Source organism: Micromonospora sp. DT31, from assembly GCF_049841795.1.
Classification (GTDB): Bacteria; Actinomycetota; Actinomycetes; order Mycobacteriales; family Micromonosporaceae; genus Micromonospora.
Genome location: NZ_JBNCKZ010000006.1, coordinates 1 through 19652, shown reverse-complemented (window position 1 = coordinate 19652; position 19652 = coordinate 1). Strand labels below are relative to the sequence as shown.

Genomic DNA, 19652 nt, shown 5'->3' with positions numbered 1-19652 from the left:
CGCTGGGCGGTGCCGGGCACCCGGACCGTGACGCATCCCATCAGTTGTTGCAAGGCATTGGCAACAACGTGGCCGTGGAAATAGGCTCAGCCCGTGGACACCCTGGCGATGCACATCTCCAACGGGATCATCAACGGTCCCGTGGCCGCGATCTTCGCGGTCGTCGCGCTCGCCGCGCTCGCCTTCTGCGTGCGACGCGGCCGGGCCGACCTCGACGACCGGCTGGCGCCGATGGCCGGCCTGGTGGCGGCGTTCATCTTCGCCGTCCAGATGCTCAACTTCCCGATCTTCACCGCCGGGGTCAGCGGTCACCTGCTCGGCGGCGCGCTGGCCGCGCTGCTGGTCGGCCCCTGGGTCGGCGCGCTCTGCGTGGCCGTCGTGCTGATCGTGCAGGCCCTCGTCTTCGGCGACGGCGGCGTGGCGATGCTCGGCCTGAACATCACCAACATGGCGATCCTCGGCACCGCCGCGGCGTACCTGCTGATCGCGCTGCTGCTGCGGGTGCTGCCGCGCACCCCGGCCGGGCTGGCCGTCACCGCCTTCGTGTCGGCGCTGGTCAGCGTGGTGGTGGCGTCCCAGGGCTTCGTCCTGCAGTACTGGCTGGGCGGCACCACCGACCTGGGCGGCAACCTCACCGGCCTGGCCGGCACCATGTTCGGCGCCCACCTGCTGATCGGCATCGGCGAGGGCCTGATCACCGCGACCACCGTGCTCACCGTCGCCAAGGTCCGCCCCGACCTGGTGTACGCGCTGCGCGCCCGCCGGTCGACCGCGCCCGCTCCCGCCGTCCCGGTCGCCGGAGGTGCCCGATGAACAAGCGCTCCTGGCCGTTCCTGCTCGGCGGCCTGCTGGTGGCCCTGCTGTTGGCCGGTGTGGTCAGCAACTACGCCTCGTCGCACCCGGACGGGCTCGACTCGTCGCTGCTCAAGGGCTGCACGGTGAACGCCGACGACGAGATCACCGGCGGCAGCTGCCCGGCCCAGCAGGCCCGGGACCACGAGCTGGCGGACAGCCCGCTGGCCGACTACGGCGTGCGGGGGATCGGCAACGACTTCCTCTCCACCGGCCTGTCCGGGGTGCTCGGCGTGCTGCTCACGTTCGCCGTCGGCGGTGGCCTGTTCTGGCTGACCCGCCGCCGCGACCCGGTGAGCGCCACCGGGTCCGACACGCCTGCCGACTCCACCCGCTGACCGGCCGCGACCATGGGCGCCGGGCACGCGCACGTGCTCTACCGCGGGTCCGGCTCGCCGGTGCACCGCCTCCCGCCGGAGGTGAAGATCGCCGCGATGGTGCTGTTCACCGTCGCGGTGGTGTCCACCCCCCGGGAGGCGTACTGGGCGTTCGGCGGCTACGCGCTGCTGGTCGTCGTGGTGGCGGCGCTGGCCCGGGTCGGCCCGCGCTGGCTGCTCAGCCGGGCGATGATCGAGGTGCCGTTCGTGCTGTTCGCGTTCGCGCTGCCGTTCCTCGGCGCGGGGGAGCGGGTCGAGGTGGCCGGGCTGAACCTGTCCGTGGACGGCCTGCACGGGGCGTGGAACATCCTGGCCAAGGGCACGCTCGGCGTCCTCGCCTCGCTCCTGCTGGCGGCCACCACGACGACCCGTGACCTGCTGGTCGGCCTGGACCGGCTGCGCTGCCCGCAGATCCTCACCCAGATCGCCACGTTCATGCTGCGCTACCTGGAGGTGCTCGTCGGCGAGGCCCGGCGGATGCGGGTGGCGCGGGTGTCCCGCGGCGACGACCCCCGTTTCCTGTGGCAGTTGCGCGGTTTCGCCGCCGGGGTGGGTGCGCTGTTCCTGCGCGCCTTCGAGCGCGGCGAGCGGGTCTATCTGGCGATGCTCTCCCGCGGCTACACGGGCCGGATGCCGACGGTGTGGCAGGGGGCCGGCCCGGCCACGGCCGGCCAGTGGGCGGTCGCCGCGACGGTGCCGGCGATCGCGGCCTCCATCGCCGCCGCCGCACTCGTCCTGCAATGATCGGGTACGTGCAACAGCCGCCCTCCCTGGACGTCCGTGGCGTCCGGTACGCATATCCGGACGGCCACGTCGCCCTGCACGGGGTGGACCTGACCGTGCCGCGCGGTGACCGGGTGGCGTTGCTCGGGCCGAACGGCGCCGGCAAGACCACGCTGGTGCTGCACCTCAACGGCATCCTCACCCCGACCGGGGGGAGCGTGAGCGTCGGCGGCCTGACGGTCACCCGGGACCGGGACACGCTCGCCGAGGTGCGCCGCCGGGTCGGCATCGTCTTCCAGGACCCGGACGACCAGCTCTTCCTGCCGACGGTCGCCGAGGACGTGGCGTTCGGGCCGGCCAACCTGGGCCTGCGTGGGGCGGAGCTGACCGCCCGGGTCGACGAGGCCCTCACCGCGGTGGGGATGGCCGAGCACCGCGACCGCGCGCCGCACCACCTGTCGTTCGGGCAGCGACGCCGGGTGGCGGTGGCGACCGTGCTGGCCATGCGCCCGGAGATCCTGGTGCTGGACGAGCCGTCGTCGAACCTCGACCCGGCGGCCCGCCGGGAGTTGGCGGAGATCCTGCGCGCCCTGCCGGTGACGTTGCTGATGGTCACCCACGACCTGCCGTACGCGGCCGAGCTGTGCCCCCGCTCGGTGATCCTGGACGGCGGCCGGATCGTCGCCGACGCCCCCACCGTGGACCTGCTTGCCGATGCCGACGCCCTGGCCGCGCACCGCCTGGAACTGCCCTACGGTTTCGCGCCCCGCCCCCGCTGACCGAGGTCAGCGGGCCGGGGTGGGGTGGGGGTGGCGGGCCGCGCGGGCGGCGGTGCGCAGGCGCAGCAGGCCGGCGGCGACCGCACCGGCGCCGGTGGCCAGGCCGACCACCACCAGGAGCCGGACCAGTTCGGGCGGGCCGGCCGCCGGGGGCACCGAGCGGGACAGCGCGGCGAGGTTCGACACCCCGGCGAACAGGGCCAGACAGGCGCCGGCCAGCGCCAGCGCGAAGTCGGCGGCCGGGCGGCGGGCCAGCGCGTACCCGCCGGCGGCCACCGCGCCGAGCCCGGTGAGTAGGGTCCACACCTGGCCGGTGGCCAGTTCGGCGAGCAGCCCGGCGGTGCCGGGGCCGCCGGTGTCGACCGCCCGGGCCACGGTGAGCGCCACGGCCGCCACGCCACCCAGGGCGAGCAGCGCGCCCGCCGCGCGCAGCGCCCGCACCCCGGCGGCGGTGCCCGCCGGGGCCAGCCCGGCCGCGCCGATCACCAGGAAGCCGAGCGTGGCGGCCACCCACCACGGGTACGGGTCGGGCGGCGGCACCCAGTCCAGCGTGCCGCGTACCTCACCGGTGTCGTCACCGACGCGCAGCGGCACCACCCAGTCGCGGACCCGGTGCTCCCGGCCCGGGTCGGCGGCTGCGGCGGCCGGCGGGTCGGGCTCGCGCCACAGTGTGCGCTGGTCGTGCCAGCGGGCGGTGGGCCCGTCGGTGATCCGCCGCCAGTGCGGCGCGGCGGCCGGGTCGGCCTCGGCCGGCAGCCGGGTCTCCCCGGCCAGGGTGCGGTTGAGGTAGGTGGCCGGGGAGCGGCGATTCTCGTACACGCCGCCCGGGCCGATGCGCAGGTACGGCTCCCCGGAGTAGCCCAGCACGGTGACGTCGGCGCCGGTGCGGTTGGTCAGTTCCAGCCGCGCGCCGGCCTCCACCATCCGCGCGCCCAGGTCGGGCGCGCTGACCGCGGTGATCGTGCTGCGGTAGTCGGTGCCGTCGGGGGCGTCCGCCCCGTGCGCCGACGCCGGTGCGGCGAACGTGAGCAGGGCGGTGGCGGCGACGGCGAGCACCAGCGCGGCCCGGCGCATCGGTGCGGGGATCACTTGCCGGCCGCCTCCACGGCTGCCCGGATGCCCTGCGCGCTCCGGTCCCGCAGCTCACTGCCGTTGACCTTGATGGTCGGGGTGCCGGTCACGCCGGCCTTGCTCGCCTTCTCGGTGACGTGCTCGGTCCACGACTTGTACGTGCCGTCGGAGACGCAGGAGGCGAACTCGTCCCGGTTCAGCCCGACGCCCGCGCCGATGTCGACGAGTTCGTCGTCGCTGAGCCCGGCGCCGCCCTCCGCCGGCTGCCTGGCGAAGAGCTGGTCGGTGAACTCGCGGAACTTGCCGCCCTGCGCGGCGCAGCCGGACGCGGCCGAGGAGCGGGTGCTGTACTGCGTGCTGGAGTAGCGGTTCAGGAACGCCACCGGGTGGAACACCAGCCTGGCCCTGCCCTCGGTGACGAGTTGGTTGAGCGTCTCGCCGTTGGCCTGCTGGAACTGCTTGCAGGCGGGGCAGAGGTAGTCCTCGTACAGGTCGATGGTGACCGGGCCGGTGCCCTGGACGATGCCGGTGCCGGCGTCGTTGGCCCCGGGCGGGGCGGTGAAGTCGTCCGACTTCTGCGACGAGTAGACGGCCCAGCCGATGCCACCGGCGATGACCAGCACCAGCACCGCCGCGATCGAGGTCCAGAACGTGCGCTTGCGGCGCTTCTCCCGGGCGATCTGCTCACGGACCACCCGCGCCGCGTCCCGGCGACCCTTGCGACTACTCATCCTCGTCCTCCACCGTGTCGTCGCCCGCCAGCGCGCCGTCCACCGAGAACGGGGTGCGGGGCCAGATCAGCAGGAACCCGGCCAGGGCCAGGAATCCCAGGTCCCGGAGGATCTCCGGGAGGTAGCGGGGGGTCTCGCCGGCAGCGAGTTCGCCGCCGGTGCCGAAGCACCCGCAGTCGATGGCCAGCCCGCGGGCCCAGGCCGAGGCGATGCCGGCGATGAAGACCACCAGCAGGGCGGCGGACACACCGGCGGTGAGCCGGGTGGCCAGGCCGACGAGCAGCAGCACGCCCAGGGCCAGCTCCACGAAGGGCAGCGCCGCCCCGATCACGGTGGCGAGGTCGTACGGCAGCACCTGGTAGGCGTTCACGGCCCGGCCGGAGGCGGCCAGGTCACCGACCTTGGTGGCGCCGGCGAACAGCCAGACGGCGGCCAGCCCGAGCCGGGCCGCGACGCCGAGCCAGGGGCGCAGGACCGGCCAGCGGCCGGCCCGGGAGGGGGAGGGGGTCACAGTCATTCGTCGTCCGAGAATCATGAATGGTTCCCGCTATCCGGCCATCGTGTCGCCGACGGCGTGGACCAGTTCGTCGCGGGCGCGGGCGACCCGGGACCGGATGGTGCCCACCGGCACCCCCTCCACGTCGGCGGCCTCGGCGTAGGACAGGCCGAGCAGTTGGGTGAGCACGAACGCGGAGCGTCGCTCGGCGGGCAGCCGGCGGATCAGGTCGGTGGCGCCGAGATGACCGGCCGGGTCCGGGTAGGGCCGGTCGGTGGCGGCCTGCGCGGCGAGCCGCGCGTCGAGCCGGCGGCGGCGCACCACCGTGCGCAGGTGGTCGGCGCAGACCCGCCGGGCGATGCCGAGCAGCCAGGTCCGCACGCTGGAGCGCCCCTCGAAGCCGGGCAGCGCCCGGAACGCCCGCAGGTAGGTCTCCTGGGTGAGGTCGTCCGCGTTGTCCGGGTCGACCAGGGCGGCGGCGAAGCGCCACACCTCGGCCTGGGTGGCACGGACGAACTCGGCCTGCGCCGCGCGGTCACCGTCACGGGCGGCCAGCGCCCAACCGGTGGCCGCCTCCCGGGCAGCCTCCGCTCCCGCCGTCGCGGGGCGGTCGGCGGCGGTGTCGCGCGGGCCGGGGATCACGCCTGACGAGGTTACGCGGCGTACCGGGGCGGGACAGGGTCCTTCGGCCCATTCCGTGTCCCGGCACACGCCGGGAACTTTTCCCGCCCGCCGGTCGACTACCTCGCCATGACCTCCGAGCAGGCCCGGAGTGGCGCGCGCCGTCGCCCCCGGCGGGCGTCGCGGCCCGACCGCCGGAGGTCGGCTCGCCGGACCCGACCCGGTTCGGGAACCATGGCGGTCATGACTCCTGTCGTACGTCGCCCGTACCGGGCCGCCGCCCGTGCCGGGACCGTTGCCGGGCTGCTGCTCCTGATGGTCGGCCTGCTGCTCGTCCCGGCCGCCCCGGCCAGCGCCCACGCGGTGCTGGTCAGCAGCAGTCCGGCCGCGTCGGCGGTGGTGCCGGAGGCGCCCGCGCAGGTGGTGATCACCTTCAGCGAGGGTGTCCGCAAGGTGCCGGACAAGGTACGGGTGATCGCCCCGGACGGCTCCCGGGCCGACCGGGGTGAGCCGACGTTCCGGGGCGCCGAGGTGACCATCCCGGTCGACCCGTCCGGCGCGCGCGGCACCTACCTGGTCAGCTACCGGGTCATCTCGGCGGACAGCCACCCGGTCTCCGGCGCGTTCACCTACTCCGTCGGCGCGCCGTCGGAACCGCCGACCGACGCCGGCTCGGACAACCGGGCGAACCCGGTGACCGAGACCGCGGTGAAGGTGGCGAAGTACGCCGGGTACGTCGGTCTGCTGCTGCTCGTCGGCCCGGCGCTGGTGCTGGCGGCGCTCTGGCCACGCCGGCTGTCCCGCCGGGGGCCGGCCCGGGTGGCCTGGACCGGGCTGGGCGTGCTGGCCGTGGCGACGCTCGCCGAGGTGTGGCTGCAGGTGCCCTACACCAACGGCGGCGGCCTGTTCGACGTGACCGGCTCCGGCCTCACCGCCGTGCTGGGCAGCGCCTACGGCACCACCCACCTGGTGCGGCTGGGCCTGCTCGCGGCGGCGGCGTTCCTGCTCCGCCCGCTGTTCGCCGGCCCGGTCAGCCGCACCGACGGGATCATCCTGGCCGTTCTCGGCGGGGCGGCGCTGTTCACCTGGCCGCTCGCCGGGCACGCGGCGGCCTCGCCCGCGCCCGCCGTGTCGGTGGTGGTGGACGCGGTGCACCTGGGCGGCATGGCGGTCTGGCTGGGCGGCCTGGTGATGTTGGCGGTGTTCCTGCTGCGGCGCGCCGACGAGCGGGAGCTGGACGCGATCCTGCCGATCTGGTCCCGCTGGGCGGCGCTGGCGGTGGCCGCGCTGCTGCTGGCCGGCACCGTGCAGGGTCTGATCGAGGTGGCCAGCCTCAAGGCGCTCGTCGACACCACGTACGGGCAGCTGCTGCTCGCCAAGATCGCGCTCTTCGTGCTGGCGATCGGCGTGGCCGCGTACTCCCGGGCGCTGGTGCGGCGGCGGGTCGCCGCCGGCCGGCCCGGCGCGATGCGGCGGGCCGTGGTCGCCGAGCTGGCCATCACGGCGGTGGTGCTGGGGGTGTCGGCGACCCTCGTGCAGACCACCCCGGCGCGGACCGCCGGCGCGAACGTGGCCGGCGCGCCGGCCGGCTACTTCTCCACCACGCTGAGCAGCCCGCTCTACTCGCTTCAGGTCGAGCTGGACCCGGCGGAGACCGGCAACAACTCGCTCCACCTGTACGCCTACACCAAGGACAACCGGCCGCAGCCGGTGCAGGAGTGGAAGGTCACCGCCGCGTTGCCGTCGGCCGGCATCGAGCCGATCACGGTGCCGCTGCTGCCGTTGAGCGACAACCACGCCACTGGCGAGGTCAACCTGCCGGCCCGTGGTGACTGGCAGGTGCGGATCACCGTCCGCACGTCCGACATCGACCAGGCCACGGTGACCGCCACCGTGCCGATCAAGTAACGGAAGGTCCCATCTGATGATCCGTCTCCGGCGCCCGGCGACCGTCGCCGCGCTGACTCTCGCCGCCGTCGCCACGACCGTGCTCGGCCTGCCCGGTCTGGCCTCGGCGCATGTCACGGTCAACCCGGCGGAAGCCACCCAGGGCGGCTACGGCCGTTTCGCGTTCCGGGTGCCGAACGAGAGCGACACCGCGTCGACGGTCAAGGTCGAGGTGAACCTGCCGGAGAACGCCCCGGTCGGCTCGGTGTCCACCATGCCGGTGCCGGGCTGGACCGTGGCGGTGCAGAAGCGCAAGGTCGATCCGCCGATCGAGGTGCACGGCAGCCAGCTCACCGAGGCGGTGTCCAAGCTGACCTTCACCGCTGAGCCGGGCGGCGGCGTCAAGCCTGGCGAGTTCCAGGAGTTCCCGGTGTCGATGGGGCCGCTGCCGCAGGTCGAGACCATGGTGTTCAAGGTGCTCCAGACGTACTCCGACGGCAACGTGTCGCGGTGGATCGAGGAGCCGACGCCGGGCGCGGAGGAGCCGGACAGCCCGGCCCCGGTGCTGACGCTCACCACGCCGGCGTCCACGTCGCCGAGCGCCCCGGCGAGCGCCGGGAACGACGACGATGACGACGACTCCGGGGCGGCCACCGCGCTGGGCGTGGCCGGTCTCGTCGCCGGCCTGGCCGGCCTGGCCCTGGGTGGGCTGGCGTTCGCGCGTACCCGGCGGGAGCCGACCGCGAGGTCCTGAGCGGAGCGTCGTCACCGGCCCGGCGGAGCGTTGTCGCCGGGCCGGTCGCGTCTCCCGGGCGGGTGCGGCTGATCTCCGGCGGCGGCCGGAGCCCGTCGGTAAGGTCGTCCGGGTAGTTGGCTACCGAGAGGGACGACGCGAATGCGTTTTGTACGCACCATCGCCGGCATGCTGGCGATGGCTCTGGGCATTCCGGTGCTGCTGGCCGGTGCCGCGCTCTGGCTCGCCGCCGGCGACGGCGGCCCGGACGACGGTTTCGGCGCCCGTCTCGAGCCGGTCCGCACCCCCGCCCGCGCGATCGTGGTGGCCGATGTGGCCGCGCTGCTGCGCGCCGAGCTGCCGGTGGCGGCCACCGGCTCGACCCGGCTGCGCCTGACCGCGCGGGACACCGGCGGGCCGGCGTTCCTCGGCCTCGCGCCGACCGACCAGGTCCGGCGGTGGTTGGCCGACGTCCCGCACAGCCCGGTGGGGCGGGTCGCGGTGGCCCGGGGCCCGCTGCCGGTCCGCCTCGACCCGGCGACCGCCGGTGACGCGGCCGCCGTGCCCCTGGCGCAGACCTTCTGGGTACGCCAGGGTGTCGGCTCGCTGGAGTGGAGCCCGGCGGAGCTGGACGGCCGGTCGTTCAGCCTGGTGGTGATGCGGGTGGACGGCGCGGCCGGACTCGACCTGCGGATGGCTGGCGAGTTGCGGGCCGGCTGGCTGCCCGGACTGCGGTGGGCGTTGCTGGCCGGCGGGGCCCTGCTCGTGGTGCTGGCCGTGGTGGTGCTGTTGCGCCCGGCCCGGCCACGCGAGGTGGTGTTCGTGGTGGAGCCGGACCAGGTGCCGGTGCTCGCGGGGCGGCTCGGCGTCACCTCGCTGAGCGGGCTGGGCCGGCAGCCCGGTCCGGCGTCGCGACCCGAGCGGCACCTGGTGGCCGTCGGCTCGGCCGGCGGACGCCCCCGCGCGGCGATCGCCCCGCTGCCGGGTCGCCGCCCGGCCGATCCGGACTGACGCGCATCGGCGAACGGCCCTCCGCGCTGCCGACGCGGAGGGCCGTTCTCACCGGGGGAAATTCGGTGCTACCTGAGGTAGTTGAGACCAGATTAACCCCGAACGTCAGTTGTCGCCAGTGGTGTCCGCTCGGTCCGGGTTGTCGGGCGAGGTGTCGCGGTGCCAGCGGATCGGCAGCACCACCAACATCAGCAGACTGAGCAGCACATAGGCGTTGCGGACGACGAAGTCCACCAGGTTGCCGGTGTGCACCACGCCGGCACCCCAGTCCTGGAACGTCACCACCCCGTACACGATCACCAGTCCGGTGCCCACGGCCAGCGCGAGCAGACCCCGGCGCCGCCAGGTCCCCGGGCCGGCGTCCAACGCGGTGTCGAGAAGCACCACCACCGCCGGGACGAACCAGTACAGGTGATGGGTCCAGGTGATCGGACTGGCCAGCCCACCGACCAGGCCGGTGAGGGTGAGGCCGGTCACCGCGTCCCCGGCCCGCGCGGCGCGGGCCGCCCGCCACAGCCCGAACGCGGCCACCAACAGCACCAGCAGCAGCCACTCCAGCCGGCCCGGGTCCTGCGGCGACGTCAGCCGGCTGAGCAGGCCGAACAGCGACTGGTTACCTGTGTAGTCGGGGCGCCCCACCCGATCGGTCGCCCACAGTTCGTGGGTCCAGAACCGCCACGAGTCGCCCGGCGCCACCGCGGCGGCCAGCAGCGTGGCCACCGCCGCGGTCACCGCCGCCACCGCCGCCGCCCGCCACCGCCGGGCCGCGAGCAGGTAGAGCACGAAGATGCCGGGGAAGAGTTTCAGCGCCGCCGCCACGCCCACGCCCACGCCCGCCCACCGCCGCCCCTGCGGTACGGCGAACAGCAGGTCGCCCAGGATCAGCACCACCAGCAGCATGTTGATCTGCCCGAGCGTGAGCGTCTCCCGGGTGCTCTCCACCGCCAGCACCAGCAACACGGCGACGGTCAGCCCGAACGTGTGCGGCAGGCCGTGCCGTCGCAACACCGGGGCCACCAGCCAGCGGGTGGTCACCACCACGCCGGCCACGGTCAGCACCGCGAAAGCGGCGATGGCCACCCCGAGCCGCAACTGCGCGAACGGGGCCAGCAGCAGCGCGGCGAACGGCGGGTAGGTGAAGTAGAGCGCCCCCTGCACCCGGTCCGGTTGGACGTAGTCGTACAGCGGATGGCCGGCCGTCCACCAGTCCATCGCCCGCATGTAGATCTTCTGGTCGTAGTACTCGTGGCGTAGGCCGGGCAGGTAGAGCGCCGGCAGCACCGCGACGAGCGCCAGCACCGTGACCACCCGTCGGGCCGTACGCCCGGCCACGTCGTCGGGGGCGACGGCGGGTGGGGCGACGGGTTCGGCTGGCACGGGGAAACCCTAGCGGTCCGCCTCGTCCAAGGTGCCGAGGCGCGGTCGGATCGGCGGCGCGTAGTCTGTCCCGGTGGCTGATCTTCTCGTCTGGATCGACTGTGAGATGACCGGGCTGGACCTGCGACGCGACGCCCTGATCGAGGTCGCCGCACTGGTCACCGATCCCGACCTCAACGTGCTCGGTGACGGCGTGGACGTGGTGATCCACGCCGACGAGGCGGCGCTCGACGGCATGCCGGAGGTCGTGCGCACCATGCACGCCAAGTCCGGGCTGACCGAGGAGGTACGCCGTTCCACGGTGACGTTGGCCGAGGCCGAGGCCATGGTGCTCGACTACGTGACGAGCTATGTGAAGGACCCGCGGACCGCGCCGCTGTGCGGCAACTCCATCGCCACCGACCGCGGCTTCCTGGCCCGCGACATGGCCCGGCTCGACGCCCACCTGCACTACCGGATGATCGACGTCTCGTCGATCAAGGAGCTGTGCCGCCGCTGGTACCCCCGGGTGTACTTCGGGCAGCCGCAGAAGGGCCTGGCCCACCGGGCACTCGCCGACATCCGGGAGAGCATCCGGGAGCTCGAGTACTACCGGCGGACCGTGTTCGTGCCGCTGCCCGGTCCGGACGTGGAGACCGCGAAGGCGATCGCCGCGCAGCTCTGACGCCCCGGCCGAACCCGGTGGACGGGGTCGGCCGGAGTGTGGCTATTATTAGTCCGCGCACCGCCCGGGTCGACCCGCAGCGGCGAGCATGGTGGCTGTAGCTCAGTTGGCAGAGCACCGGGTTGTGGTCCCGGTTGTCGTGGGTTCAATTCCCATCAGTCACCCCATCGAAGAAGCCCCCTCCCGCGGGAGGGGGCTTCTTCGTGTCCGGGGCGCGCTCAGGTGGTCGGCTCGTACGGCAGGGCGCTGCCCTTGACGTACTGCTCCCAGCTCATGTTCCAGTCGGTCCAGCCGTTGCCGTTCTGGAGCTTGCGTTCGGTGCCCTTGACCGTGATCGGGTCACCGATGCGGGTGTTGGCGAACAGCCAGTTGCCGTCCTTCATCGAGACGTTGACGCAGCCGTGCGACACGTTCGTTCTCCCCTGCACCCCCTCCGACCAGGGCGCGGCGTGAATGAACTCACCACCCCAGGTGAGCCGCTGGGCATAGTCGATCTCGGTGCGGTAGCCGTCCTCCGGGCCCAGCTCCTCCATCGTGTCGAAGACGGTGTGCCGCAGCTTCTCGATCACCACCATTGTGCCGCTGGAGGACGGGGTGCTCTTCTTGCCCAGGCTCACCGGGATCGTCTTGACCACCTTGCCGTCGCGGGTGACGGTCATCCGCTTGGTGCGGTTGTCCACGGTCATCACGAACGCCGGGCCGACCTTCACATCGACACTCAGGTCGGAACGGCCGTACCAGCCGCCGCCGAGCGGCAGCCCACCCGCCTGCACCTTGTAGCTGACCGTGGTGTTGGCCTTCCAGAACGTCTTCGGCCGGTAGCGCACCTCGGTCGGACTCACCCAGTGCCAGATGCCCTCCTGGGCCGGCTTCGAGGTCACCGTCATCCGGCGCTGGACGTCGTCGCGGTAGTCCGTCGGGATGGCCCGACCGAACTTCACGATCAACGGCATCCCCACCCCGACCACCTGGTTGTCGCCGAGGAAGCTGGTCACCCGGATCTGCTTTGCCGGCTTCGCCATGGTGGTGAACGTGCTGGTCGCGGTCGCGGGCTTGCCGTCGTCGCCGGTCGCGGTCACGGTCGCCGTGTACGTCTGGCCGTAGGCCAGCGCGCCGGTGGGCAGCCAGCTCGTGCCGTCCGCCGCGAGCGTGCCCTCGACGACCTTGCCGGCGGAGTCCTTCAACTCGACCGCGGTCTCCTGCGCCTGCTCGGTGGTGAAGGTGATGGCGGTGGAGGCGGGCACGTCCTTGGCGTCGGCGGCCGGCTCACTGATGGTGGCCACCGCCTTCGGGGCCTTCTCGCCCTCGCTGTCGTTGCCGCCGCCCTGCCAGCTCGACGGCTTGTCGTCGCCCCCACCGGTGCAGGCGGAGGTCAGGGCCATCGCCGCGGCGAGCACCGCGGCCGTCAGCGCCCGGCGGCGCCCGACGCGCCGGGCAGCCCTGCCCCGGATCGGTTCGTCCTGGCCAGCTCGCATGACTCCCTCGCACGTGTGATCCGGTCCCCGTCGTCTCCGGTTCAGACGCGCCGGAGCGGCTGCGCGTTGCCGGACGTGAAGCGAAACACCCCGACTCGGGAGTAACGATTCCGCGGCCGCCCGGCGCTCTGCCTGAGGTGGCATGTCCGACCACGGTACGCCGATCAGAACACCGACGGCTGCCCGCCCTCGGGCACCGGCAGTGCGCTGCCGGCGACGAACCGCGACCAGCTCAGGCTCCACGCCGTCCAGCCGTTGCCCGGCGCCAGCCGCCGCTCGGTGCCCTTGACCGTGATCGGGTCACCGACGAGTGTCCTGCTGAACAGCCACCGGCCCTCGGCCATCGACACGTTGACGCAGCCGTGCGAGACGTTGCGCCGACCCTGCACACCCTCGGACCACGGGGCCGCGTGGATGTACTCGCCACCCCAGGTGATCCGCTGCGCGAAATCGATCTTCGTGACGTAGCGGTTGTCCGGGTTCGGGTCGTCGCGGGTGTCGAAGACCGTCGACTCCTGCTTGTCCATCACCACCATCGTGCCGCTGGAGGAGGGGGTGCTCTTCTTGCCCAGGCTGACCGGGATCGTCTTGACCACCGAGCCGTTCTCGGAGACGGTCATCCGCTTGGTCGCGTTGTCGACGGTCATCTCGAACGCGCGGCCGATCTTCGCGGTGGCGACCCGGTCGGTGTTGCCGTACCGGCCGTTGCTCAGCGGGATGCCGGCCAACGCCAGCCGCACCGTGATCGTGGTCCCGGTCTTCCAGTACTCCGGGGCGCGGTAGTACGCCTGCGTGCCGTTGTCGACCCAGTGCCAGGCGCCGGGCTGCGGCGGGTCGGTCTGCACGAACATCCGCTTCTGCACGGCGGCCCGGTCCTTCTTCGGGATGCCTGGGGAGAACTCGGCGACCACCGGCATGGCCACCCCGTAGGTCTTGCCGCTGAACATGTAGAGCCCGGAGCCGATCATCGACTTCGGCCTCGGCATCGTGGTGAACGTGCTGGTGCCCTGGTGGGTCTGGCCGTCCTTGCCGGTGCCGGTGACCGTGGCGGTGTACTTCGTGGCGTACTTCAGCGGGGCCGAGGGCACCCAGCCGGAACCGTCGCGTCGCATCCGACCGGCGACGGCGGAGCCGTCGGCGGTGGTGAGCGCGACCTTCGACACCTTGCCGCCGCCGGGGATCCGCGCGTTGATCTCGGTGCTCACCGGCCGGCGCGTCGCGCCGTCGGCCGGGCTGACGGCCAGTGGTGCCGCGACCGGGCTCCCGCTCGCCGGGGCGCTCGGCTCCGGCGCGGTGGTCGCCACGCCGCCGACCTGCTGTTGGCCGGGTACGAACGCCGGCTTCTCGTCCTCCCCGTCGTCGCCGCATCCGGTCAGCGCCAGCGACGCCGTGAGGACCAGGACGCCCAGCGTCGCCCCGGCCCGCGCGAACCTGCCCATGCCCACCCCTGTCCTCGCATGCCTGGCGGACATCGTGCCGCATCGAGGCGACAGAACCCGTCCCGACGCGGAACTGCCCGGGAGTTTTGGGTAGTTTCGCCGGTTAAGCTCGTCCGAAGGGTGGACCCCGTATCGGATTGGAACCCGCTCCGGCGGGCGTGCTAATCTTCTTCCCGTTGTCAGCGAGCGCCGCTAGCTCAACTGGCAGAGCAGCGGACTCTTAATCCGCGGGTTCGGGGTTCGAGTCCCTGGCGGCGCACCACACGATCAAGGCCTTGACTCGGCGTTTCACGCCGGTCGGGGCCTTTTTCGCGTACGCGGCCGGCAGGCGTACGTCGTCGCTTGCACCTGCGGTAACCACAGGGGGCAGTCTGGGGTCATGTTGTCGATCAGCGAGTTCAGCCAGATGTGCCACCTCTCGCCGCAGGCGCTGCGCTTCTACCACGCCGAGGGACTGCTCGTGCCCGCTCAGATCGACGAACGGACCGGTCACCGCTCGTACACCTTCGAGCAGGTGGAGCGGGCCATGCTGATCACCCTGCTGCGGGACACCGGGATGAGCGTCAAGCTCGTCCGGCGTGCCCTCGACGAACCGGACCAGGCGGTTGCCCTGCTCGAGCGGCACAGCGACGAGGTCAGCCGGCAACGCCGGGCGCAGGCCGACGCGATCACGGCGGCCCGCGCCGTCTTCGAGGCGCAGCCCGCACCGCGGTTGCGGCAGGTGCCGGCCATGACGGTGGTGGCGCGGCTCGTGCCCGGCACCCCGCTGGGACGTGACGCGCACGAGTGGGACCGGGCCGAGGACATCCTCACTGCGGCGGCGGCCGAACTGGTCACCATGGTGCGGCAGGCCGGTGTCACCTGTCTGGGTCAGCCGTGGCGGACGCTGGCGCTGGAGACGCCGGAACAGGACCGGCAGGTGCTCGACGGCGTCGGGCCGTTCTGGATCGTCAAGGTCGCGGTGGCCGGCACCCCCGAGACGCTGCCGGCCCTGCCCGCCGACCTGATCGTGCAGACGCCTGACGCGCACGACGAGCTGTCGATCTTCATGCCGGGCCGCAACACGATGGCCAAGTACTGCACGGTGGTCCTGCGCCTGCTCGACGCCGATCCGCTCGACGGTGACCGGTTCGTCAACCTGGCGCACCTGCGTCAGGAGGTCCGGCCCGACGGCGTGCTGAGCAGCGCGCCTGTCCAACGACGACCGGCGTGACCCTCCGGGCTGGCCTCCGGTCAGCCCTGCTCGGCGAGCCGCTTGAGGTTCAGTAGCTGCCGGCGGGCCATGACCAGATCCCCGAGGCACAACCCGAGGGCGAGCGCCCGGTTCGTCCGCATGACGACCTTGAGCAGCAGCCGGGTGCTGGCCCTCACGTCCGGCACCAGGACGTACGACAGCACCGCACCCATGATCTCGCCGGTGAGGTGGTGGCCCGGCTCGACGGCGAGGATCCGGCCCCACCGGCGCCCGCCGGCCGTGGTGAACGCCTCACCCACCACCGGCCCGGGAAGGTCCGCTAACCGTTGCGGCGAGCGCCGGCCGAGATTGTCGATCAGGTCGTACGAGTACGGCGCGAGCCGGATCTGGGCCACCCACGGCCACACGGCCGAGGGCGGCGCGTGCACGCTCACCCCGCGCCACGCCCGCAACGTCGGCGCGGTGGCGTGGTCGTCACACGGGTACCGGCGCCGCGTCTCGTCGTCCGACACGCCCCACCGGTCACCGAGCATCGGCCCGACCCAGCACCAGCGTGGTACGCAGGTCGAGCACGACGGTGCCGCCGAAGTCGTCGACCAGCCGGTCGAGTGCGGCGATCCCACGTCGCTGCTGCTCCGGCGTACGGGCCAGGTACGGTCCGAACGTGCGCATCAGCGCCAGGTACCGCTCCTTGTCCAGCGGCAGCTCCCGGCGGAACACCTCCCGGCGTACGTCGTCGAACTGGCCGTGCTCGACGATGTCCCGATGGAACCAGTCGACGGGCCGCTCCCGGGCGGTGCGGTCGACGGACCGCAGCGCGGCGCGGACGGCGTCCCGCTGGGCGGCGTCGGCGTAGTCGTAGCGGTGCCCGAAGACGGCGAGTGTGCCGCCGGGGGCCAGGGCCCGTCGGGCGTACGCGTTGCGGGTGGCCGGGTCCAGCCAGTGCCAGGCCAGCGCGCAGGCGAGCACTCCCGCACCGCCGGCCGGCGGTGACCACCGCTCGAACGTGGTCACCTCGATGTGGACGTCCGGGAACCGTTCGGCGAGCCGGGCCGCCATCCGTGGATCGGGCTCCACGCAGGTCAGCGGCGCACCGAGGGGAACGAGCACCTCGGTGCCCTTGCCCGTGCCGGCGGCGACCTCCACCACGGACGTCGGCGTGCCCCCGTGGTAGGCGAGGATCGCCTCGGTGATCTCCGGCGGATAACCGGGTCGCGCGTGCTCGTACTGCTCAGCCACCGCTCCGAAGACATCCATCGTCAGCAGGATAGGGCGGGCGGTCCCCCACGCGCTGCCCTGATCCGGCACCCACCTAGGTGCCGGGGACGGAGCCTTCCTTGAGCGCCGGACGCGCCGGCCGGTGGCGGAAACGGAAGCGCCCGGCTCGCCAGGCGATCGAGGCGGCCACCGCCGCGTGGAGGGCGACCCAGAGACCTCCGACCGCCAGGTGCCACGGCCGCATGTGCTCCCTGACCATGCTCCGGGCGTCCGGGTCGCCGCTCCAGTTGTAGGCCGCCGGACTCAGCCGGTATTCGACCCAGACCAGGCCGGCGACGAGAAGCGTCGCCACCACCGCGCGGACGAACGGTTCGGTGCGGCCCTCCCGCACCAGCCGGTCTCCGGGTACGAACATCAGCACCAGGACCAGATTGATCAGGGCGAAGAAGCCGATCATGCTCATCGCGCCGCTGTGGTAGTTGGCGACAAAGACCGGCAGCGAAGGGTCGCCTGGATCGAGATCGGCGGAGGCGGCAGACGTGGTGCGGGACACCCCCGCCCACCACAGCAGCGGACCGACGAACACCATGAGGATCAGCAGAGTCCATCGACCACTGGCCATCGCGGCAGCCTAGCCGCCGCTGATTCAGGACGGTGCGCGGCGGTGCACGGCATAGGTCAGGTGCGTCGCCCGCGACGTCGACTCCGACCGGATCGGCGCCAACGCGATCCGGGACGCGTCCACGCCGTCGAACAGGCGGGTGCCGGCGCCGAAGAGCACCGGCGAGAGCGCGATCGAGAACTCGTCGACCAGGCCGGCGTTCAGATATTCCAGGATCGTCTCGCTGCCGCCCGCGATGCGGACGTCCCGGTCGCCGGCGGCCTCGCGGGCCTGGCCCAGCGCGCTGTGGATGCCGTCGTTGACGAAGTGGAACGTGGTCCCGCCCGCCCGTTCCCAGGGGTCGCGCTGTTCGTGGGTGAGGACGAACACGGGGGTGTGGAAGGGCGCCGCTTTCGGCCACGCGCGCTCGCCGAGGGTGAACATGCGCTTGCCCATGATGCTCGCGCCGGTGCGCTCGAAGGTGTCCCGGACGATGTCGTTGTCGCGCCCTTCCTCCCCGCCCTGGCCGAGGCTGAGGTTCTCCCGGAAGTGCCGCTGCGGGAAGATCCACGCCTGTAGCTCCATCCACTGCGCCATCCAGTACCCCAGCCTCGGGTCCTGTTCCCGCTGCTCGGGTGTGGCGAGGAGGCCATCCATCGACTCGGGCGCGCTGAAGCCGTCAAGTGACATCGACACGCTGAAGAAGATTTTCCCGGCCATCAGCGGCCCTCCTCCTGGGCCATCTCGGCGACGTAGGCCGCCAGGTTGCCGAGCGTCTGCTCGCCGCCCTCGATCGCGTGGTACTCCACCACGGCCTGGTCGCGCAGTTGCCGGGTGGGGAAGACCGTACGCATCTCGATCCGGGTCGCGGCGCCGTGCGGCGCGAAGACCAGGGTCGACTCGAAGGCGTTGGGGTCGTCGCGGGACTCACCGTGCAGCATCGCGATCCGCTGCGGCGCGACGATCTCGGTCCAGGTGATCCATTCGGAGTAGTCGGTCCCGTCCGGGCCGTGCATCACGAAGTCCCAGGTGCCACCCTCACGGAACTCGAAGGCCCGGGTGGTGGTGGTGAACCCGTCCGGCCCCCACCACCGCGACAGGTGCCGGACCTGCGTGAAGGCCTCGAAGACCAACTCCGGGGGGCCGTCGATGATCCGGGAGATGACGACCTCCCGGTCGTCGGTCACCGGCTCCGCCTGCGTTTCCTGCCGTGCCTCTGTCATCGGTCACTCCTCCTGTGCTGTCTGCTTGAGGTCCTGCACGTAGGTGACCAGCCGGTCGAAGCTGTCGTTCCAGAACCGCTCGAAGCCGCCGACCCACTGGTGGATGGGCCGCAGCCCGCGGGCGTCCAGGCCGTAGAGGCGCTGCTTGCCCGCCTCGCGTACCCGCACCAGCCCCACCTCCCGGAGCACCCGCAGGTGCTTTGACGCCCGTGGCTGGCTCATGCCCAGTTCCTGGGCCAGGTCGGTCACCGGCCGTTCGCCGGCCCGCAGCAGCGCCAGGATGTCCCGGCGTTGTGGCTCGGCGATCGCGTTGAACGCGTCCGATGTCGTCGCTGCTCGTGCCATGACAGCCATCATATTCCCATAACGGAATGCGTCAAGCCGAAGAAACGGGCGAGTGACTTCCGGTCAGGCGCCGGAACCGGCCGTCCCGCGCTCGGGCCCGCGCCCGCGACCGGGCGGTTCACACCGGCGCCCGCCCTGTCCGCCCGGGGCGATCCGGGGGCGTGCTAACGTCTCGTCCCGTTGTCAGCGAGCGCCGCTAGCTCAACTGGCAGAGCAGCGGACTCTTAATCCGCGGGTTCGGGGTTCGAGTCCCTGGCGGCGCACCAACGATCAAGGCCCCGATCTGGTGGTTCACACCGGGTCGGGGCCTTTCTTGACGCGATCTCCGCGGGGTCTGTCCGCCGGAGGGCCGGTGGTGCGGGGAGGAAAGCCCTCCCCGCACCAACGGCCGATGGGGGACCTGGTTCAGGAGGTGGACTCCGGGCAGGGAGCGTAGAGCCGGCGGGTGCCGGTGCCGGCAGCATAGGCGGCCTTGTCGCTGAACCGGCAGCCGTAGGTGGCCGCGGCCACCGTGGCCCGGGTGAAGACGTCGTCACCTGCCGGCTTCACCCCGGTGTTGACCCAGTTGACGAGGTCGTTGAAGGCGGTGCCGACCTCGGTGGGGCTGAACTCGCAGTGCCCGGTGGTGCGAATCGCCCGCTGGGCGAGCATGTGGCCCAAGGGCTGCTTGTTGGCTACGGCCTCCAGGAAATAGATCTGTTCCATCGAGAACGGCACCTGCATGTCGCCGATCCCGTGCAGGCTGAGCACCGGAACACGGGGGCGTCCGGCGATCTTGGGCACCTCGGTCAGGTCGGTGCTGTTGCGCTCGGCGGCGTTCTCCGGGGCGACGCG

The 19652-nt window shown here is 72.6% G+C and carries 22 protein-coding genes, 3 tRNA genes and 1 pseudogene; 12 read left to right on the top strand and 14 right to left on the bottom strand.

Annotation, left to right across the window (positions count from 1 at the left end; translation table 11 throughout):
• Positions 1 to 93: 93 nt before the first annotated feature.
• The 4 genes from ACLQ2X_RS12235 to ACLQ2X_RS12220 are packed head-to-tail and all read left to right on the top strand — an operon-like array spanning position 94 to position 2731.
• Positions 94 to 813, top strand: a complete 720-nt coding sequence (locus ACLQ2X_RS12235) for an energy-coupling factor ABC transporter permease (RefSeq protein WP_425681114.1) — start codon at positions 94 to 96, stop codon at positions 811 to 813.
• Positions 810 to 1190 carry a PDGLE domain-containing protein gene (locus ACLQ2X_RS12230; RefSeq protein ID WP_425681113.1) on the top strand — a complete coding sequence of 127 codons (381 nt, stop codon included), beginning with the start codon at positions 810 to 812 and terminating at the stop codon, positions 1188 to 1190. Before ACLQ2X_RS12235 ends, ACLQ2X_RS12230 begins: the two co-directional genes overlap by 4 nt.
• Before the next feature lie 12 nt (positions 1191 to 1202).
• The gene (gene cbiQ, locus ACLQ2X_RS12225; RefSeq protein WP_425681112.1) at positions 1203 to 1973 is read left to right on the top strand and encodes a cobalt ECF transporter T component CbiQ; all 771 of its coding nucleotides are present in this window, start codon (positions 1203 to 1205) and stop codon (positions 1971 to 1973) included.
• Positions 1970 to 2731 carry an energy-coupling factor ABC transporter ATP-binding protein gene (locus ACLQ2X_RS12220; protein ID WP_425681111.1) on the top strand — a complete coding sequence of 254 codons (762 nt, stop codon included), beginning with the start codon at positions 1970 to 1972 and terminating at the stop codon, positions 2729 to 2731. Before cbiQ ends, ACLQ2X_RS12220 begins: the two co-directional genes overlap by 4 nt.
• Before the next feature lie 6 nt (positions 2732 to 2737).
• On the opposite strand, the gene ACLQ2X_RS12215 is transcribed toward ACLQ2X_RS12220, so the two are convergent.
• From ACLQ2X_RS12215 to ACLQ2X_RS12200, 4 genes are read right to left on the bottom strand one after another with little or no spacing between them, the layout of a single operon-like run.
• A complete protein-coding gene (locus ACLQ2X_RS12215) occupies positions 2738 to 3820 on the bottom strand; it encodes a hypothetical protein (RefSeq protein ID WP_425681110.1) in 1083 nt (360 codons plus the stop codon).
• Positions 3817 to 4533 carry a DsbA family protein gene (locus ACLQ2X_RS12210; RefSeq protein ID WP_425681109.1) on the bottom strand — a complete coding sequence of 239 codons (717 nt, stop codon included), beginning with the start codon at positions 4531 to 4533 and terminating at the stop codon, positions 3817 to 3819. Before ACLQ2X_RS12210 ends, ACLQ2X_RS12215 begins: the two co-directional genes overlap by 4 nt.
• Positions 4526 to 5050: a MauE/DoxX family redox-associated membrane protein gene (locus ACLQ2X_RS12205; protein WP_425681108.1), complete on the bottom strand. Its 525-nt coding sequence runs from the start codon at positions 5048 to 5050 to the stop codon at positions 4526 to 4528. Before ACLQ2X_RS12205 ends, ACLQ2X_RS12210 begins: the two co-directional genes overlap by 8 nt.
• Before the next feature lie 30 nt (positions 5051 to 5080).
• Positions 5081 to 5671 carry a sigma-70 family RNA polymerase sigma factor gene (locus ACLQ2X_RS12200; RefSeq protein ID WP_425681107.1) on the bottom strand — a complete coding sequence of 197 codons (591 nt, stop codon included), beginning with the start codon at positions 5669 to 5671 and terminating at the stop codon, positions 5081 to 5083.
• A gap of 213 nt (positions 5672 to 5884) precedes the next feature.
• Between ACLQ2X_RS12200 and ACLQ2X_RS12195 the strand changes: the two genes are divergently transcribed.
• From ACLQ2X_RS12195 to ACLQ2X_RS12185, 3 genes are all read left to right on the top strand, one after another.
• Positions 5885 to 7558 carry a copper resistance CopC/CopD family protein gene (locus tag ACLQ2X_RS12195; protein ID WP_425681106.1) on the top strand — a complete coding sequence of 558 codons (1674 nt, stop codon included), beginning with the start codon at positions 5885 to 5887 and terminating at the stop codon, positions 7556 to 7558.
• Positions 7559 to 7574: 16 nt separating this feature from the next.
• Positions 7575 to 8291 (top strand): YcnI family protein, encoded by a 717-nt coding sequence (locus ACLQ2X_RS12190; protein ID WP_425681105.1) that lies wholly within the window; start codon positions 7575 to 7577, stop codon positions 8289 to 8291.
• Positions 8292 to 8432: 141 nt separating this feature from the next.
• Positions 8433 to 9281, top strand: coding sequence for a hypothetical protein (locus ACLQ2X_RS12185; RefSeq protein WP_425681104.1), 849 nt, complete (start codon positions 8433 to 8435; stop codon positions 9279 to 9281).
• Between the two features lie 105 nt (positions 9282 to 9386).
• Here the strand turns inward: ACLQ2X_RS12185 and ACLQ2X_RS12180 are convergent, their stop codons facing one another.
• A complete protein-coding gene (locus ACLQ2X_RS12180; RefSeq protein WP_425681103.1) occupies positions 9387 to 10658 on the bottom strand; it encodes a glycosyltransferase family 87 protein in 1272 nt (423 codons plus the stop codon).
• Between the two features lie 73 nt (positions 10659 to 10731).
• On the opposite strand from ACLQ2X_RS12180, the gene orn reads away from it, so the two are divergent.
• Together orn and ACLQ2X_RS12170 are read left to right on the top strand one after the other, a co-directional pair.
• Positions 10732 to 11322: an oligoribonuclease gene (gene orn / locus ACLQ2X_RS12175; RefSeq protein ID WP_425681102.1), complete on the top strand. Its 591-nt coding sequence runs from the start codon at positions 10732 to 10734 to the stop codon at positions 11320 to 11322.
• Positions 11323 to 11413: 91 nt separating this feature from the next.
• Positions 11414 to 11489: transfer RNA gene (locus ACLQ2X_RS12170), tRNA-His, on the top strand.
• 51 nt (positions 11490 to 11540) lie between these two features.
• Here ACLQ2X_RS12170 and ACLQ2X_RS12165 read toward each other — a convergent pair.
• On the bottom strand, positions 11541 to 12797 hold the full coding sequence (locus ACLQ2X_RS12165) for an Ig-like domain-containing protein (RefSeq protein ID WP_425681101.1): 1257 nt from the start codon (positions 12795 to 12797) through the stop codon (positions 11541 to 11543).
• Positions 12798 to 12961: 164 nt separating this feature from the next.
• Positions 12962 to 14236, bottom strand: coding sequence for an Ig-like domain-containing protein (locus tag ACLQ2X_RS12160; RefSeq protein WP_425681100.1), 1275 nt, complete (start codon positions 14234 to 14236; stop codon positions 12962 to 12964).
• Positions 14237 to 14422: 186 nt separating this feature from the next.
• Between ACLQ2X_RS12160 and ACLQ2X_RS12155 the strand changes: the two genes are divergently transcribed.
• Together ACLQ2X_RS12155 and ACLQ2X_RS12150 are read left to right on the top strand one after the other, a co-directional pair.
• Positions 14423 to 14498, top strand: a tRNA-Lys gene (locus ACLQ2X_RS12155).
• A gap of 117 nt (positions 14499 to 14615) precedes the next feature.
• Complete coding sequence (locus ACLQ2X_RS12150; RefSeq protein WP_425681099.1) at positions 14616 to 15449, top strand: MerR family transcriptional regulator; 834 nt, start codon at positions 14616 to 14618, stop codon at positions 15447 to 15449.
• 20 nt (positions 15450 to 15469) lie between these two features.
• Here the strand turns inward: ACLQ2X_RS12150 and ACLQ2X_RS12145 are convergent, their stop codons facing one another.
• Genes ACLQ2X_RS12145 through ACLQ2X_RS12120 form a run of 6 tightly spaced genes read right to left on the bottom strand, consistent with a single transcriptional unit; the run spans position 15470 to position 18818 of the window.
• Positions 15470 to 15964, bottom strand: a complete 495-nt coding sequence (locus tag ACLQ2X_RS12145; protein WP_425681098.1) for a polyketide cyclase — start codon at positions 15962 to 15964, stop codon at positions 15470 to 15472.
• The gene (locus ACLQ2X_RS12140; RefSeq protein WP_425681097.1) at positions 15954 to 16688 is read right to left on the bottom strand and encodes a class I SAM-dependent methyltransferase; all 735 of its coding nucleotides are present in this window, start codon (positions 16686 to 16688) and stop codon (positions 15954 to 15956) included. The genes ACLQ2X_RS12145 and ACLQ2X_RS12140 overlap by 11 nt, the downstream gene beginning before the upstream one ends.
• A 55-nt stretch (positions 16689 to 16743) precedes the next feature.
• The gene (locus tag ACLQ2X_RS12135) at positions 16744 to 17271 is read right to left on the bottom strand and encodes a hypothetical protein (RefSeq protein ID WP_425681096.1); all 528 of its coding nucleotides are present in this window, start codon (positions 17269 to 17271) and stop codon (positions 16744 to 16746) included.
• 24 nt (positions 17272 to 17295) lie between these two features.
• Complete coding sequence (locus ACLQ2X_RS12130) at positions 17296 to 17970, bottom strand: dihydrofolate reductase family protein (protein ID WP_425681095.1); 675 nt, start codon at positions 17968 to 17970, stop codon at positions 17296 to 17298.
• Positions 17970 to 18473 carry an SRPBCC family protein gene (locus tag ACLQ2X_RS12125; RefSeq protein ID WP_425681094.1) on the bottom strand — a complete coding sequence of 168 codons (504 nt, stop codon included), beginning with the start codon at positions 18471 to 18473 and terminating at the stop codon, positions 17970 to 17972. Before ACLQ2X_RS12125 ends, ACLQ2X_RS12130 begins: the two co-directional genes overlap by 1 nt.
• A 3-nt stretch (positions 18474 to 18476) precedes the next feature.
• The gene (locus tag ACLQ2X_RS12120) at positions 18477 to 18818 is read right to left on the bottom strand and encodes an ArsR/SmtB family transcription factor (RefSeq protein WP_425681093.1); all 342 of its coding nucleotides are present in this window, start codon (positions 18816 to 18818) and stop codon (positions 18477 to 18479) included.
• 190 nt (positions 18819 to 19008) lie between these two features.
• Between ACLQ2X_RS12120 and ACLQ2X_RS12115 the strand changes: the two genes are divergently transcribed.
• Positions 19009 to 19084: transfer RNA gene (locus tag ACLQ2X_RS12115), tRNA-Lys, on the top strand.
• Between the two features lie 139 nt (positions 19085 to 19223).
• Here ACLQ2X_RS12115 and ACLQ2X_RS12110 read toward each other — a convergent pair.
• Positions 19224 to 19652: pseudogene (locus tag ACLQ2X_RS12110) on the bottom strand (hypothetical protein); the annotation flags it as partial.